This window comes from Haloarcula sp. Atlit-120R (genome assembly GCF_003665885.1).
In the GTDB taxonomy this organism is placed as follows: Archaea; Halobacteriota; Halobacteria; order Halobacteriales; family Haloarculaceae; genus Haloarcula; species Haloarcula taiwanensis.
Genome location: NZ_QPLN01000004.1, coordinates 346,669 through 362,555, shown reverse-complemented (window position 1 = coordinate 362,555; position 15,887 = coordinate 346,669). Strand labels below are relative to the sequence as shown.

The window sequence follows — 15,887 nt, the reverse complement described above, 5'->3', positions numbered from 1 at the left end:
AGTACAACGAAGGTGCTGGTGACCGAAACCGGTGTCGCGCGCCGTGCGGGCGCTCGATCTCACAGCCCTCACCGGGTTCGAAGTAGATTCAATCGGCACTCTGTCCCGTGGTATCGGTTGTCTCTCGTCTAACACGTGACCATGGGAGGGGGCGATTCCTGTTTTGACACCGGTGTCTTGGCTTCTACACCGGTATTTCGCATAAATTTCCGGTGGGTTATTTAGAGAGGAGGGTCCAACGAACGGTAACCTATGGGAATTGCTGAGTTCGCAAGAGACGGCCGCGTAGTGGTGGGCGATCGGCCGGGCGCAGCAGTGGTAGCCGCTGTAAGTGGCTTCCTCTTGCTGGATTTAGTTGCAAAGCTCGCTGGGACAACCGTGTTCTTCCTCGGAACCAAGTTGCTGGGTGGCTCCCTCACTGTGGGCTCGTTGCTCTCGATGGTGGTGGACGGGCTGCTCGTCGGACTAGCGGTTGGACTCGCCGGAATCGGCCTGTCGATGACATACAGCATCCTCGACTTCGCTAACTTCGCACATGGGGACACGGTGACTGTCGGGGCGTTCCTGGGATGGGTCGCCGCTTATATCACCGCTGGCCTCGGGACCGGAGCCCCGATTTCAGAGCTGTTTATGCTTAACTCGGGACGGCAGTTGAGCACCGTTTCGACGTTCGGTCCGGTGCTTCTGGGTCTCGTCATCGCCGGCGTTGGGTCCATCGGTATCGTGTTACTTATCGACCGCCTCACCTATCGCCCCATGCGCGACACGGACAACATCTCGTTGTTGATTGCGTCAATCGGCGTCGCGCTCGCGCTGCGCTATCTCATCGCGTTCGTCTTCGGCACGCAGACCAGTGGGGTCGCAAGCGGCGGGCTTCGGGTGACCGTTTTCTCGATGATCTCGGTGACCGACAACGAAATCACTCTGCTGGTGGTGTCGGTCCTGCTGATGCTCGGCGTCCACCTTCTGCTACAGCGGACGAAACTGGGCAAAGCAATGCGGGCGATGGCTGACAACGAGGATCTCGCACGCGTGACCGGGATTCCGACTGAACGCGTGATCCGGCTCACCTGGATTCTCGGTGGCGGCCTGGCGGGCATCGGCGGCTACCTCCTTGTTCTGGAAAGCGGCACCATCGCGTTCAATTTCGGTTGGATACTGCTGTTGCTCATCTTTGCCGCCGTTATCGTCGGCGGTATCGGCTCGATATACGGGGCGATGGCCGGCGGCGTCCTCATCGGGTTGGTTGACAGTCTGGCCCTGATCTGGTTGCCATCTGGGCTGACCCGGGCTTCCGCGTTTCTGGTGCTCATCGTCGTCTTGCTGTTGCGCCCGTCCGGCATCTTCGGGGGGGTGTCGACAGCATGAGTACTGTTGATACTGTTCGAGACCGTCTGGACGCACTCCCAGACGTAGGGCTAGTTCTCGGCTTCATCGCCAGTATCTGGGCCGTCATGCTCGTGCTGGCAATCGCTGTCGGCGGTGCGAACTGGACGAACCTCGCCGCCGGCTTCGTCGGCAGCGTGACCGTCCTTATCGGTGGCTATGCCATCCTCGCGCTGGCGCTGAATCTCCAGTGGGGATATACCGGCCTGTTCAATATCGGCATCGCGGGGTTCATGGCCGTCGGCGCGTACACGACGGCGGTGCTCACCGCGCCAACTGACCCGGCTGCCGGGGCGGTCCCGGGCTTCGGCCTCCCGCTGTGGTTCGGCCTCATCGGCGGCATGGTGATGGCCGCTATCGTCGGCGGCCTCGCAGCGCTACCGGCGCTTCGACTGAAAGCAGACTACCTCGCCATCGTGACGGTTGCGTTCTCCGAGATCATCCGGCTTATCGTCAACTGGAACGGCCTCGCCGAGGTCTCGCTGTTCGGGGTGCCGTTCGGAACCGGCGGCGCGACTGGTATCTCGTTCAAGTCCGCGAACGAGGTGGCGTCGACGCTTATCAACGGCGTCGGGCAGCCACTCGTTACCGCTGCGGAGGGTGTCGGCGTCTCCGGGCCGAACCTGGCGAACCTCACGTACGGAATACTCCTCTTGCTGGTCGTGGCCGCGAGCTACTGGGTGCTCGCTCGAATCACCAATTCGCCGTTCGGCCGCGTGCTGAAAGCGATCCGCGAGGACGAGACCGTGACCCAGTCACTGGGCAAGGACACCCGGCTGTTCAAAATCAAGACGTTCATGATCGGCTGTGCGCTGATGGGGCTGGCCGGCGTCCTGTTCCGCGGACAGGCGGGCTACGTCAGCCCGCAGCAGTTCAGACCGACGATTACGTTCTACGTGTTCGCGGCGCTCATCATCGGCGGCTCCGGATCCAACACCGGGAGTATCATCGGCGCAGCGACGTTCTCCGGGCTGCTGTTCTACCTGCCCGCCCGACTGGGCGAGAACGTCACTCTTGGCGGCACTCGCGCACCCGGCAACATCATCGACGCAGTCGCCGGGCTCGGGTCGCTGGATCCACTTCCTCTCCTCGCATACACCATTAGCAACGTCAGTACGCTCCGGTTCGTTCTCATCGGCGTCGTGCTGATATACATCATTCAGAACCAGCCAGAGGGGCTGCTTGGCCACCGGAACGAACCCGCAACGAGCGTGCGCCTCGATAGATCGCAGTCAGGGTCAGGAGGTGAGGCAGATGAGTGAACCTGATGCTGCACCGCGACAGGAGACCGCCGTCACGAGCGACGCGATCGAGTCGCCACTGCTGGAAGTCGACGGCCTCCGCAAGGAGTTCGGTGGCGTCGTCGCGGTCGACGGGGCGACGTTCTCCGTCGCAGAGGGGTCGCTCACTGGCCTCATCGGGCCGAACGGGGCCGGCAAGTCGACGACGTTCAACTGCATCACGGGCATCCACGAGCCGACTGGCGGTCGGGTTACCTTTGACGGCCAGAATATCACCGGGCTCGCGCCGTACACGCTCGCAAACCGCGGGCTAGTCCGGACGTTCCAGATCGCCCGCGAACTGTCCGACATGACCGTCATAGAGAACGTAATGCTCGCGCCGGGCGGGCAGGTCGGTGAATCGGTCATCCGGTCGGTGACGCCGGGGCTTCGCGGCGACGTGATCGCGGACGAGACCGCCGTTCGCGACCGCGCGTGGGAGACGCTGGAGTTCTTCGAGATCGATCACCTCGCACACGAGAACGCCGGCAATCTGTCGGGCGGCCAGCGAAAGCTGCTTGAGATGGCGCGGGTCCTGATGACCGACCCCGAGATGATCCTGCTGGACGAACCGCTCGCCGGCGTCAATCCGACGCTCGAAGAGAAGTTGCTGGAGCGGATCCACGAACTCCGCCGAGAGCAGGGCCTGACCTTCCTGCTGGTCGAACACGACATGGATGTCATTATGAACAACTGCGAACACATCATCGTCATGCACCAGGGGAGCGTCCTCGCCGAAGGGGACGCCGAGACCATCAAGTCGGACGAGCGGGTACTCGAGGCGTATCTGGGAGGTGACGTATGAGCCAGCGTGCAACGGAGTCCGAGACTGTCACGCTCCCTAACCCAGCCGAGCGACTTCTCGCCATCCGGGACCTCGATGCGGGCTACGGCGACCTGCAGGTCCTGAGTGACGTCCACATGGACGTTGCGGACGGCGAGTACGTCGTCATCGTCGGCCCGAACGGAGCCGGCAAGTCGACAGTGATGAAGTCCGTCTTCGGCCTGACGACGTACATGGGCGGGGATGTCATCTTCGACGGGACCGATATCAGTCAGCGAAATCCCGACGAAATCATTTACGAGGGAATCAGCTACGTCCCTCAGACCGGCAACGTGTTCGGCTCGCTGAGCGTCCGCGAGAACCTCGAGATGGGCGCGTACATCCTCGACGAGGTGCCGGAAGGCCGGATCGAGGACGTGTACGAGCGGTTCCCGATTCTCCGGGAGCGGTCCGACCAGTCGGCCGGGACGCTGTCGGGCGGCCAACAGCAGATGCTCGCTATGGGGCGGGCGCTGATGCTCGATCCCGACCTGCTGTTGCTCGACGAGCCGTCTGCCGGGCTCGCTCCTGACCTCGTCGACGATATGTTCGACCGCATCGACCGCATCAACGACGACGGGACGGCCATTCTAATGGTCGAGCAAAACGCAAAAGAGGCACTCCGGCGGTGTGACCGGGGCTACGTGCTCGTACAGGGACAGAACCGCTACGAGGACGACGGAACGGTTCTCCTCAACGACGAGCAGGTTCGACAGGACTTCCTCGGGGGATAAATAAAAAAAACAGTTGGCGCTGCGGCCCCGTTACTGGTTCATCGCACTGTTGATCTCAGACGTGTAGGACGACTGTTGTTGCTCGAAGCCGACCTGATTGACGATGGTTCCGCCCTCCGCTTCGAACGCGCCGGCAAACGCCTCCTGCAACGCCTGCCCGTAGCTGTTGTTCACGTACAGCGTCGATGCAGTCTCGGCACCGAGTTCGTCCACGCCGACTTGCGCCAGGACCTGCCCCTGCAGGGCGTCGCTGGGTGGGGTACGGAACATGTAGTCGTTGTCTTCGAGGTCGGTAATCGTCGGCGACGTGGACGCCGGCGAACAGCCGACGACGCCGCTGTCGATGAGCACGTTCCTGGCGACCTGTATCGACGTTTCGGAGCTGGCCGCACCGGTGATAGACGGATAGCCCGCACTGACCAGTGAGTTGGCCGCGTCGATGCCCGCCTGCGCCTGCGTCTGGGTGTCACCGACCTGATAGTCGAACTCGAAGTCGACCTCGCCTTCGAGTTGCAGGGCCGGAAGTATCGCGCCGTCGCGGATTGGCCTTCCGAGCGGCCCGAGATCGCCGGTCTCGGGCATCAGCACACCGAACCGGATCGTCCGTCCGGAGTCGCTCCCGGAGCCGTTTGGTTCCGGCTGCGGGATGTCGTCGCCAGCGTTGAAGTCGACGGTGCTGAGCGATTCGATGCCACCGCCGTCCTGGAAGCCAAAGACCTGATACTGCGCGGAGGCCATGTCCCCGTTTTCGTCGAAGTTGACTGCACTCGACGCCCCCTCGTACTGGATGTTCTCGCCCGCGGCGGCCGCTTCGACGGCCGCTGGCAGTTCGGAGGGACCGTACGTGTCACCCCCGGGGTTGGCGACGACGCGCATGTGATTCCGGACGGCTTGTCCGTCGTTTTCGCCGGCCAGCACGTTCGCAAGAATCTGAACTGCCGTCGCGTCGTAGGCCTGTGAGGTGAACACGCCGGCCTCGTCGTAATCGAACTCGGAGGTGAACAGGTCGGTGAACGTATCGACGCCAGGTCCGGCCGCTGACGGGGCCGTACCACGGGCGTTCGACATGTCATTACCGACGTTGCTCGGCAGCTCCCCGTCCTGCAGTCCGTCGGTGACGAGGATATCGGCGGCGTCGTCGCCATAGTCGGCATAGAAGTCCTTGAACAGTTGGACACCACTCTGGGGGTAGCCGACGACCATCAGCACGTCCGGAGACTCCGGACCGCTGTCGCCACCGGACTCGGTCCCGGTTCCGGTCATTCCGCCATCACCCCCGTCCCCGCCGTCTCCGCCATCTCCGCCGGTCTGTTCAGTCGAACAGCCTGCTAATCCGCCGAGCAGACCGACAGTGCTTATCGCCCCGGTTCGCTTCAGGAACGCTCGCCGATTGGTATCGCGAGACATACCACTTACCAGTGATGCACATCTTATAAAACTATATCCTCCCGTAACCCTGCTGTTCCGTAGTCTGCTACGAGCGCATCGATATTTTTTGTTGCCGTCGTTAGATATTAACGTTGAACTACTCGCTATCGGTTCAGATAGCGCTCAGAGGACCAGCACCGCTGCAAAAAACGTCGATGGTCGTCCCTTACTCGAAGTGACTGACCGACTTCTCGTACTCTTCAGCAGCCTTGTCCCAGTCGACGACCTCGAAGAAGGCGTCGATGAAGTCACCGCGGGCGGGACCGTAGTCGTAGTAATAGGAGTGCTCCCAGACGTCGAGCGCGAGGATGGGATGGGAGCCCCAGAGTGCGCCCTGGTCGTGCTTGTCGACCGGCACGTTGCGCAGTTGCTTGGCAACGGGGTCGTACACGAGCAGCGCCCAGCCGCCGGCGGCAGATGCGGCGGCTTCGAACTCGCCTTTCCAGCCTTCGTAAGAGCCGAAGTCCTCCTCGATGCGGTCACGGAGGGCACCCTCCGGCTCACCGCCGCCGTTGGGGTCCATGTTCTCCCAGAACAGCGTGTGGAGATAGTGCCCACAGCCGTTGTGGGTGACGTTGCCCATCGCAGCAGCGCTCGAGCCGAAGTCACCGGACTCGCGGTTCTCGGCGAGCGTCTCCTCGGCCGATTCGAGGCCGTTTACGTACCCCTGGTGGTGGGTGTCGTGGTGCCAGGTGAGCACCTGCTCGGAGATGTGTGGCTCCAGTGCGTCGTAGTCGTACGGGAGCGGTGGCAGTTCGGGATTTGAGTGTTCGGACATATGAAAACGCCTCCATCAATATCTGTCGCGCGGCTGCCTGTTAAACGTTTAGGAGCCATTTGGTAGCACTAGACAAGGACAGCGAGACAGAGCGGTGACGGCCCGTGGCAGAGACGCTATCGAGCGCCTTCGTTTCGCGTGTAAGCGCCCGGGAGAGTTCAGCAAAGCAGAACGAAGCCGCCCTAGTCGTCTCCTCTGGCCTGCTCGAACATCGCGAGGGCTTGCTCGCGTCGCTCACTGTGGTCGACAACTGGGTCCGGGTACTCCGGCGCAGCGTTGCGCCGTTGTGTGAGCGAGCACTCGTTCCAGTCGTGGATAACTTCTGGCGCAGCGTCCCGTAACTCCGGGACGTACTCCTTGATGTACTCGGCGCTCGGGTCGTAGTCTTCACCCTGTGTCATCGGATTGAAGATGCGGAAGTAGGGCTGTGCGTCGGTCCCCGTTGAGGCTGCCCACTGCCAGCCGCCGTTGTCGTTGGCCGTGTCGTGGTCGACCAGTTTCTCCCGGAACCACTCGTAGCCGTGCCGCCAGTCGATGAGTAGGTCCTTGGTGAGGAAGGAGGCGACGATCATCCGGACGCGGTTGTGCATGTAGGCTTCCTCCCGGAGCTGTCGCATTCCGGCGTCGACGATGGGATAGCCCGTCTCGCCGTCTTTCCAGGCCTGCAACAGCTCTTCGTCGTTTTCCCACTCTATTGGATTCTCGTAGGACTTGTAGTTCGAACTGACGACGTGGGGATGGGCAAACAGTACTTGCGTGTAAAACTCTCGCCAGGCCAGCTGGGACTGGAACTCACGGACGGACTCGCGACGGTCGCCGCCGGTCCCCTCCTTGGCGTCCTGCGTGCGGTCGTACACCTCGCGAATACCGATGGTACCGAACTTCAGATGAGCCGAGAGCCGGGACGTGCACTCGTCAGCCGGGAAGTCCCGGCGCTCCTCGTACTCGTAGACGTTCTCGTCGAGGAAGTCATTGAGCAGGGCGCGCGCTTCATCGGTTCCCGCCGCTGGCACGTCCGCTTCCGGTTCCTCGAAGCCGAGGTCGGCCAGTGTCGGGAGCGTATCGCCGTCGACGTCGGCCAGTTCGTCGGCTGACGGCGGCTCATAGGGAGCCGCCTTCTCGCGGTCGTGCCATTTCCGGCCAAAGTAGGTGAAGACGCTGTAGGGGTCGCCGTCGTTCGTCGTAATCTCACCGGGTTCGTGCAACACGGCGTTCTGGACGGCCTCGCGGGCCACGTCCGCATCGTCGAGGGCTTGCCGGACGGCCGCGTCACGTTCCCGTGCGAGCCCGGAGTAATCCTTGCCCCAGGTGACTTTTTCGGCGCCGTACTCGGCTGCCAGCTCTGGCAAAACGGAGGTGGGGTCGCCCTCAGCTACAATCAGGTCACTGCCGCGGTCGCGGTACCACTCGCGCAAACTGTCGAGCGCGTCCAGCATGAACACGACCCGTGGTGGGCCAGCGTGGTCGAGCACGGCCCTGTCGAAGACGAACACCGGGACAACCCGGTCGGACGGTGTCGCCGCGGCGAGGCCAGCATTGTCCGTCGGCCGGAGGTCACGGCGATGCCAGTGGAGACGCATACGTAGTACACGGACCAGCCCGGCCAAAAGGTACTGCCCAACGATGTTGGTCTGGCAGGCGCTGACGGACACCACTGTTATCTTGCCGCCGGTCGAGGGCCAACGTATGGAAGACGCGACCGTGACGCTGTCTGTTGACGACGGAATCGCCACAGTAACGCTGAACCAGCCGGAGTCGCGGAACGCCCTGTCGGCAGAGTTGGCCGACGCACTCACCGCGCAGTTCGAAGCAGTGATGGACAGCGACGCCCGGTGTGTCGTACTGGAGGGTGCGGGACCGGCGTTTTGCGCTGGCGGAGATATCAATGCGATGTTACAGGGCGTGAAACACGACCGACCGCCGGCCACGCAGGTCGAACTGGTGGTTTCGTCGCTCCACGAAGCGATTCGGACCGTCCATAGCTGTCCGCTCCCAGTCGTCGCAAAAATCGACGGCCCCGCCTTCGGTGCCGGCGCAGGACTCGCGCTGGCCTGTGATATACAGATCGCAAGCACTGCCGGCCAGATCGGCTTTGGCTTCCGGCAGGTCGGACTGGCGTGTGACTCCGGCGTCTCCTATTTCCTTCCACGTATCGTCGGCCCGAACAAGGCCAAAGACCTCCTGTTTACCGGCGAACTACTGGATGCTGCGGCGGCCGAGGAACTCGGGCTGTTTACCCGGGTGTTCGACGCAGAGACGTTCGAGTCGGAGTTTTCGGCGCTTGTCGCGGATATCGCCGCTGGACCGACGGTCGCACTCGGGCACGCCAAGCGGCTGGTCAACCGAAGCCTGGACAGTTCGCTGGAACAGGCACTCGAAAACGAAGCCACCGCGCAGGGTGTCGCGTTCACGACTGCCGATCACGAGGAAGGGACGACCGCGTTCGTCGAGAAACGCGACCCGGAGTTCGAGGGCCAGTAAGTTGATTACTGTGACCGACGCAACCACTGAGTCAGCAATCGGTAGTCAGCAGACAGATAATGTCTACGAGCTTTCCAACGCAGATTCGACCGAGCACACGTACCGTGACTGAGCGCGTCTGTCCCTCCGCCGGGACGGGAGTTCTGACATGACCGACAACCCCCCGGACTGGGAGTTCAGCGAGCGGGATATGTACATTCTGCGAGAGCTCTCGGCGGACCCCCAGCGGTCGTCCCGCGAGCTTGCGGACCTGCTGGAGTCCGAGTACGACATCGACGTGTCTCACGTAACGGTCAGCGAATCGATCCGAGAGATGCGTGACGCGGACGTTTTCCGGGAGACCATCGTCCCGAACGAGGAACTGTTCAATTTCGCACTGTTCGAGTTCAAGTTCAATCCCGAGCATTTCGCCGACTCCTGGCACGACGCGATGGTGTCCATCCGGGACGACCGGCACACGCTCTTTTACTTCCTCTCCGACGGTGAATATCAGTGGAAGTCAGTGATGATGTTCCCGAGCCGAACGGCCGAATCCCGCTGGATACACGACTTCTATAAGGAACACGGCGACGTGATCCAGAACGTCCGGAACTCGGTCGTTCACAATGTCCTGAAGTTCAAAACAGACCCGGAGGTGTTCACAGAACTCAACGGTGAACGGTCGTAGCCAACGGGAGAGACGGATCGAAATAAAGACGAGAGAATCCGACGCAGGGCCAGCCTGCTTACAGTTTCCGCTCGGCGTCCTCGGCCAGTTCCTTCATCCGCTTGCTGACACGGCCCGCGTCAGAAAATTCGTCTTCGCTCATCGCCGTCGCCAGCGAGTTTCCGAGCACGAACACGGCGTGTTTGTGTTCGCTCTTCGATTTGTGCACGTCGGAGGGACGCACGTCGAGTTCCTGGTAGGCGTCGAACAGGTCGGGGTCAACCGAGTCCATGTCGTCGCGGAAGTACTCCATAATCGTCACCATCTGCTCGTGTAGCTCGAGAAGCTCGTCTTTGTGCATAGCTACAGTATGCGGTGGCATGTGCATAAGAATTGCTTGAGAAGGGATACCAGACGCTCACGCCTGTATTTTCAGAAGACGTACTCGTCGTCGTGGCCCATCATGCCGTCTTCTTCGAACCCTGGTTCCTCGTCTTCGTCCTGTGGTCCGGAGGTTTTGTACGCCTTGAGCCCGGTCGACAGGAGGTCCTCGATGGCTTCCTCGCGGTTGAGGAACTCGCCTTTTTCGACGAGCTGCGCGATCTGCATCTCCAGGTGTTCCGGGATATTGATCTCTACCTTAGGCATCGCAACATAGGGGGCTTCGACTATGCCCTATTTAAACCTGACGGGGGTATGTTCGGAGATTGCAGAATTACAATTGTAGAACTGAGAGAGGAAGTTCGTAAACTCAGATATTAATTTCCGCGAATCGGAATCCGGTTACTGTCACGTCGCGTGGCAGGTCAGAACGGCGAGAACTCGGCGGCTCCGGGCGGCGGTCCGGTTGTGCGCGGAATCGAGCGTATAGTTAGGCTCAAAGGTGCGCAATCCTAAGACATGGCTGATGGAACCACTGCGTGGTGACGGGACGACGGTTGGTGAGACAACGGTCGTCGCACGCGGGTGTCGCCTCGACGATGCACCGGTGCGAGCGGTACTGGAGACAGACGCTCGCCCCCGGTTCTTCTGGGCGGCCGGTACAGAATCAATCGCAGCCCGCGGGAGCGCGGCGACTGTGACTGCCGACGGGCAGTCGCGGTTCGACGACGTTCGGACAGCGCTCGAAGCGCTGTTCGATGACTGCTCCGTTCCCGACAGCCTCCCGAGCATCGCTCGACCGCGAGCGTTCGGTGGGTTCGCTTTCCACAACGGAACACACGAAGGGGAGGACTCTCCCTGGGATGGGTTCCCAAGCGCGGCGTTTTTTCTCCCCGAGATACAGGTGACAAGGAGAGACGACGACGCCTGGCTCACGGCGATTGCGACAGGTCCCGAGGCCGCGACCGAAGCTGAGACGCTACTGGGTGAGTGGCGCGACAGGCTAGCCACAGACACCGAACGCGAGCCGGGCACCCCACCGGGAATTTCACACCGGAAGCGCACGCCAACACAAGACGGCTGGCGCGAGCAGGTGTCGGCCGCCATCGCAAGCGTCGACTGCGGCGACCTCCAGAAGGTCGTCCTCGCACAGAGTCTCAGGGTCGCGCTGGAGACCGACCTGTCGGTCCCCGACGTGATGGCGCGGCTGTCCCGGACCTACCCGGACTGCTACCGGTTCATGCTGTCGCCCGAGGCCGGCGGCACCTTCTTCGGGGCCACGCCGGAGCGGCTGGTCTCGGTCCGCGGGCGCACCGTCAGGACAGAGGCGCTCGCCGGCTCGACGGGCCGGGGCGACACGCCCGCCGAGGACGAGTGGCTCGCCGCCGAACTCCTCGATAGCGAGAAGGACCGCCACGAGCAGAAGCTCGTCGCCGACGCGATACGCGACCAGCTGGAGCCGTTCGCCTCGACGGTCCGCATCGGCGACCGAACGGTCCGCCGGCTCGCCACGGTCCAGCACCTGCGCACGTCGATAACGGCCGAACTCGACGACGACGAGCACGTCCTCTCACTTGTCGAGGCGCTCCACCCGACGCCGGCCGTCGGCGGCCTGCCGCCGGACGCCGCGCTGCGGACGATACGCGAGACTGAGGCGTTCGACCGCGGCTGGTACGCCGCCCCTATCGGCTGGGTCGACGCCGCCGGCAACGGGACTTTCGCCGTCGGCATCCGCTCGGCCGTCGCCACGGAGCAGAAGACGACCCTCTTTGCGGGCGCGGGCATCGTCGCCGACAGCGACCCCGACCGCGAGTGGGACGAGGTCCAGCTCAAGTACCGGCCGATTCTGGACGAACTGGAATGACCGCGCCGAACGTCAACACGCTGTGGGCGGAGACACTCGTTTCCGAACTCGTCGCCGGCGGCGTCGACGCAGCGTGTCTCTCGCCCGGCAGCCGCTCGACGCCGCTGACGGTGGCCTTCGCCGAACACCCCGAGGTCGAGGTGTTCTCCCACCTCGACGAGCGCTCGGCGGCCTTCTTCGCGCTGGGCCGGGCCCGCCGGACCGGCGAGCCGACGCCGCTGGTCTGTACCTCGGGAACTGCGGCCGCGAACTACCACCCGGCAGTCATCGAGGCGAACCAGTCAGGTGTCCCGCTGCTCCTGTTGACGGCGGACCGACCGCCGGAACTCATCGACAGCGGCGCGAACCAGACCGTCGACCAGGAGAAACTCTACGGCGATGCCGTCCGGTGGTATCGAGACATGCCCGAACCCGAGGCCGAGCCCCGGAAGGTGCGGATGCTCCGGACCACGGCGGCCCGTGCGCTCACCGAAAGCACCGGCGCTGACCCGGGCCCGGTCCACCTGAACTGTCGGTTCCGGAAGCCGCTGGAACCGACGCCGACGCCCGCGGACGATCCGGCCGGCGTCCCGGACGACTGGGCGGGCGGCGACGACGCGGCCGAAGCCGGCCGCGACGGCCCGTTCGTCTCGACCAGCGAGGGCGTCGCCGAACCGGACGAGGAGACGGTGCGCCGCGTTCGAGCGGCGCTCCGGACCGCCGAACGGGGCCTCATCGTCGCCGGGCCGGCCGACCAGGGGCTCGGTGCCGACTCGCTGGAGCGGCTGGCGTCGGCGACGGGCTTCCCCGTCCTCGCGGACCCGCTGTCGGACCTGCGGTTCGGCCCCCACGTCGACCGCCTCGACGTGCCGGTCTGTGGCGGCTACGACGGCTATCTCGGCAGCGACGGCGTCGAGGAGTGGGGCGACCCCGACGTGGTCGTCCGCTTTGGCGCGTCACCGACCTCGAAGCCGCTGCGACATTACCTCCGTGACGCCGACTGCCGGCAGTTCGTCGTCGACCCGAGCGGCGGCTGGCCGGAGGCCGAATTCACGGCGACAGACCTGCTCGTCGCCGACTCCGACGCTACCGCTGACGCGCTCGCGGCGGAGCCGCTGGGTGGCGGTTCGGAGTCGTGGCGCGAGCGGTTCGCCGGGGCGGAACGGGTCCACTGGGCGGCCGTCGACGAAACCGTCGCCGAAACCTACTGGGAGGGCGGCGTTCTCGCGGACGTGGCCGCGCTGGCCCCGGACCCAGCCACGCTGTTCGTCTCCAACAGCATGCCGGTGCGGGACGTGGACCGCTTCGGGCGGCCCCGCGACGCCGACCTGACCGTGCTGGGCAACCGCGGGGCCAGCGGCATCGACGGCATCACGTCGACGGCGCTCGGGGCCGGCAGCGCGACGGCGGACCCGCTCGTGCTCGTCACCGGCGACCTGGCATACTACCACGACATGAACGGCCTGCTCGCGCTCGGGCGCTGTGGCGTGGACGCGACGGTCGTCCTCGTCAACAACGACGGCGGCGGCATCTTCCACATGCTCCCAATCGAGGACCACCCCACCTTTGAAGACCAGTTTCGGACGCCACACGGTCTCGATTTCGAGCCGACAGAGGCGCTCTATTCGCTTGAGTTCGAGCGGGTGGCCGACCGCCGGGCGTTCCGCGAGCGGTTCGGCGAGTCAGTCCGGAGCGATGGGACACAGGTCATCGAGGTCCAGTTCGATGCCGGCGACAGCCACGCAGTCAGAGACCGGCTTGCCGAACAGGTCGCCGAGGCCCTCGCCGGCGACTGATTTTTCAGAGCCGCAACACCGACGCTGTCAACAGCGAGAGTCCGAACGGGAGCCACGTCCCCGACAGCGCGAGCGCCCCAATGAGCGAGAGCGCGCTGATGTTCAAGACCACCAGCAACACCGCCGTCGTCAGGCTCCAGCTCCCAAATACCATAATCGCAATCGTGGGCTCGGACTGGAGGTAGCCGACCATGAAGAGGGTACAGGCCCCGATTGTCAGGTTGACCCACAGGGGGAACGCCGGCAACAGTGCGCTGAACAGCATCACCGGATAGAGGGCGAACGTGATGGCAAACAGCGTCAGCCCCCGGCCGGTCGGCATCTCCAGAAGCGACCCGCGGGACGGCGTGTCGGTCTGGCGAACGGAGTACGTGGCCGACGAACTCCATGTGGCCTCGCCGCCGGCATTGTCGCTGAAATCGCTAGTCGCAGCAGCCCCGGAGCGACGGGTGGAACCTGCGTTCGACGCGGCCGCCGTTCCGCTGGTCGGATCGGTCGACTGTTCGTCGCTCGACGACGCATCGGTGTCGGTCGTCGAGCGGTCGGCTCTGTCTTCGGCGACGCGCTCCCTTGCAGCCCGTTCTCGTTGTTCTCGCTCCCGGGCGCTTGTCCGGGACGTGCCCTGACCAGCGCTTGCCTCGGTCCGGTCGCTACCTGACGGAGATCCGCCATAGCCCGCCCGCCGTGCCGCTTCGGCCACGTCACTGCTGTGGGCGTCTGCTATATTGCTCTCGCCCGCAACGTAGGCGTCGTGACCCAGCCGGTCGTATCGCGCCCGCTCGTCCTCGTCGGTGAGCACGTCCCGGGCTTCGATGAGCCGCTGTGTCGCCTCGCCAGCGTCAGCAGCGTCGCTCACGTCGGGGTGTGTCTCTTTCAGTCGTTCCCGATAGGCCGTTTCGATGGCCGCCGTCGACGCGTCAGTCGGGACGCCCAGTATCTCGTAGAACGTCTCGCTCATGGCGGCCGAACCACCCGTCCGCGGCTCTGGTCGGTCACTCCTCCTCGACGCCTCCGTCAGTCTCCGCGCCACGGCCGGACGACTCGCGGTCCCTCGCGAGGCGTTCGAGCGCCGCCGCGATGCGTTCGAGCGTGAACACGAACCGCACGATTAGATACAGAACCCAGGGGACAACGGCCACTAGCAGGCCGAGGAGAATCTGCTGGACGATAAGCAGGCTGTACAGGACGATAGCCACGGAGAGGCCTGCGAGTATCCCTATCACCGCCTTGCTGTTCGGGTTGGAGGGCATCGCTAGCCCGTTCACGCCCGCGGAACCAAAGCGTTTGCTCCCGCGTGGATACGAGGAATCTTTTTGCGAGGGCCGTCCCGAGCCACGGTATGGTCTCTGAGCTATTCGACCCGGCCCGCTGGACCGCCGTCGACCGGTTCGACTTCACCGATATCACCTACCACCGCTCGACGGAGACGGGCGCAGTCCGCATCGCCTTCGACCGGCCCGAGAAGCGCAACGCCTTCCGCCCGGAGACGGTCGACGAACTCGCGACGGCGCTGGACCACGCCAAGCGCCAGACCGACGTTGGCTGTGTCCTCCTGACCGGGAACGGCCCCTCTGAGAAGGACGGGGGCTGGGCCTTCTGTTCCGGCGGGGACCAGTCCATCCGGGGCGAGAGCGGGTACGAGTATCAGGCGGACGAAGATAGCGAGTCGCGGAGCGACTCGGAGCGGTCGAGCGGGGAGTCCGGCGACCCGCGAGACGTCGGCGACCCGGACGCCCCCGAGAACGTCGGCCGCCTCCACATCCTCGAAGTCCAGCGCCAGATCCGTCACATTCCAAAGCCCGTGGTCGCCGTCGTCCCGGGGTGGGCCGTCGGCGGTGGCCACTCCCTGCACGTCGTCTGTGACCTCACGCTCGCCAGCGAGGAGCACGCGAAGTTCCTCCAGACGGACCCCGACGTGGGCAGTTTCGACGGTGGCTTCGGCTCGGCGTACCTCGCCCGACAGGTGGGCCAGAAGAAGGCCCGCGAGGTGTTCTTCCTCGGCAAGACCTACAGCGGCGAGGAAGCCGCCGAGATGGGGATGGTCAACGAAGTCGTGCCACACGAAGACCTCGAAGACACCGCTATCGAGTGGGCCGAGCGGATGAACGAGAAGTCGCCGACGGCGATGCGGATGCTGAAGTACGCCTTCAACCTCGACTCGGACGGGATGGTCGGCCAGCAGGTGTTCGCCGGCGAGGCGACCCGGCTGGCCTATATGACCGACGAAGCACAGGAGGGTCGTGACGCCTTCAACGAGGGCCGGGACCCGGACTTCGACGACGTGCCCTGGCACTACTGAGCCGACGGAACG

16 protein-coding genes are annotated in these 15,887 nt (G+C 64.1%); 9 read left to right on the top strand and 7 right to left on the bottom strand.

Annotated features, from left to right (window positions below):
• The first annotated feature begins 252 nt into the window (after positions 1-252).
• The 4 genes from DVK01_RS16265 to DVK01_RS16250 are packed head-to-tail and all read left to right on the top strand — an operon-like array spanning position 253 to position 4,223.
• Positions 253-1,368, top strand: coding sequence for a branched-chain amino acid ABC transporter permease (locus tag DVK01_RS16265; RefSeq protein ID WP_121537566.1), 1,116 nt, complete (start codon positions 253-255; stop codon positions 1,366-1,368).
• Positions 1,365-2,648, top strand: a complete 1,284-nt coding sequence (locus tag DVK01_RS16260; RefSeq protein WP_101350017.1) for a branched-chain amino acid ABC transporter permease — start codon at positions 1,365-1,367, stop codon at positions 2,646-2,648. Before DVK01_RS16265 ends, DVK01_RS16260 begins: the two co-directional genes overlap by 4 nt.
• Entirely contained in the window at positions 2,641-3,471 is an 831-nt protein-coding gene (locus DVK01_RS16255) for an ABC transporter ATP-binding protein (RefSeq protein ID WP_101350018.1), read from the top strand. Before DVK01_RS16260 ends, DVK01_RS16255 begins: the two co-directional genes overlap by 8 nt.
• Positions 3,468-4,223, top strand: a complete 756-nt coding sequence (locus DVK01_RS16250; RefSeq protein WP_121512332.1) for an ABC transporter ATP-binding protein — start codon at positions 3,468-3,470, stop codon at positions 4,221-4,223. Before DVK01_RS16255 ends, DVK01_RS16250 begins: the two co-directional genes overlap by 4 nt.
• 30 nt (positions 4,224-4,253) lie before the next feature.
• Here DVK01_RS16250 and DVK01_RS16245 read toward each other — a convergent pair whose 3' ends face one another.
• The 3 genes from DVK01_RS16245 to DVK01_RS16235 all read right to left on the bottom strand — a co-directional run bounded on the left by DVK01_RS16245 (position 4,254) and on the right by DVK01_RS16235 (position 8,009).
• Complete coding sequence (locus DVK01_RS16245; RefSeq protein WP_101350020.1) at positions 4,254-5,630, bottom strand: ABC transporter substrate-binding protein; 1,377 nt, start codon at positions 5,628-5,630, stop codon at positions 4,254-4,256.
• A 187-nt stretch (positions 5,631-5,817) separates the two neighbouring features.
• Positions 5,818-6,429, bottom strand: a complete 612-nt coding sequence (sod, locus tag DVK01_RS16240) for a superoxide dismutase (protein WP_053968142.1) — start codon at positions 6,427-6,429, stop codon at positions 5,818-5,820.
• Between the two features lie 182 nt (positions 6,430-6,611).
• Complete coding sequence (locus tag DVK01_RS16235; RefSeq protein WP_101350021.1) at positions 6,612-8,009, bottom strand: deoxyribodipyrimidine photo-lyase; 1,398 nt, start codon at positions 8,007-8,009, stop codon at positions 6,612-6,614.
• Between the two features lie 43 nt (positions 8,010-8,052).
• Here DVK01_RS16235 and DVK01_RS16230 point away from each other — a divergent pair, with 43 nt between their 5' ends.
• Positions 8,053-8,910, top strand: a complete 858-nt coding sequence (locus tag DVK01_RS16230) for an enoyl-CoA hydratase/isomerase family protein (protein ID WP_101350022.1) — start codon at positions 8,053-8,055, stop codon at positions 8,908-8,910.
• A gap of 148 nt (positions 8,911-9,058) precedes the next feature.
• On the top strand, positions 9,059-9,577 hold the full coding sequence (locus DVK01_RS16225; RefSeq protein ID WP_101350023.1) for an Lrp/AsnC family transcriptional regulator: 519 nt from the start codon (positions 9,059-9,061) through the stop codon (positions 9,575-9,577).
• 58 nt (positions 9,578-9,635) lie between these two features.
• Here DVK01_RS16225 and DVK01_RS16220 read toward each other — a convergent pair whose 3' ends face one another.
• Positions 9,636-9,917, bottom strand: coding sequence for a UPF0058 family protein (locus DVK01_RS16220; RefSeq protein WP_004517945.1), 282 nt, complete (start codon positions 9,915-9,917; stop codon positions 9,636-9,638).
• Positions 9,918-9,988: 71 nt separating this feature from the next.
• The gene (locus DVK01_RS16215) at positions 9,989-10,204 is read right to left on the bottom strand and encodes a ribbon-helix-helix domain-containing protein (RefSeq protein ID WP_004517946.1); all 216 of its coding nucleotides are present in this window, start codon (positions 10,202-10,204) and stop codon (positions 9,989-9,991) included.
• 259 nt (positions 10,205-10,463) lie between these two features.
• On the opposite strand from DVK01_RS16215, the gene DVK01_RS16210 reads away from it, so the two are divergent.
• Positions 10,464-11,801, top strand: a complete 1,338-nt coding sequence (locus DVK01_RS16210) for an isochorismate synthase MenF (RefSeq protein ID WP_101350024.1) — start codon at positions 10,464-10,466, stop codon at positions 11,799-11,801.
• Positions 11,798-13,576, top strand: a complete 1,779-nt coding sequence (gene menD / locus DVK01_RS16205; protein ID WP_121537564.1) for a 2-succinyl-5-enolpyruvyl-6-hydroxy-3-cyclohexene-1-carboxylic-acid synthase — start codon at positions 11,798-11,800, stop codon at positions 13,574-13,576. Before DVK01_RS16210 ends, menD begins: the two co-directional genes overlap by 4 nt.
• 4 nt (positions 13,577-13,580) lie before the next feature.
• Here menD and DVK01_RS16200 read toward each other — a convergent pair whose 3' ends face one another.
• Both DVK01_RS16200 and DVK01_RS16195 read right to left on the bottom strand, forming a co-directional pair.
• Positions 13,581-14,534, bottom strand: a complete 954-nt coding sequence (locus DVK01_RS16200; RefSeq protein ID WP_101350026.1) for a J domain-containing protein — start codon at positions 14,532-14,534, stop codon at positions 13,581-13,583.
• A 34-nt stretch (positions 14,535-14,568) separates the two neighbouring features.
• Positions 14,569-14,826: a hypothetical protein gene (locus DVK01_RS16195; RefSeq protein ID WP_101350027.1), complete on the bottom strand. Its 258-nt coding sequence runs from the start codon at positions 14,824-14,826 to the stop codon at positions 14,569-14,571.
• A gap of 89 nt (positions 14,827-14,915) precedes the next feature.
• Between DVK01_RS16195 and DVK01_RS16190 the strand changes: the two genes are divergently transcribed.
• On the top strand, positions 14,916-15,875 hold the full coding sequence (locus tag DVK01_RS16190) for a 1,4-dihydroxy-2-naphthoyl-CoA synthase (protein WP_101350028.1): 960 nt from the start codon (positions 14,916-14,918) through the stop codon (positions 15,873-15,875).
• The last annotated feature ends 12 nt before the right edge of the window (positions 15,876-15,887 follow it).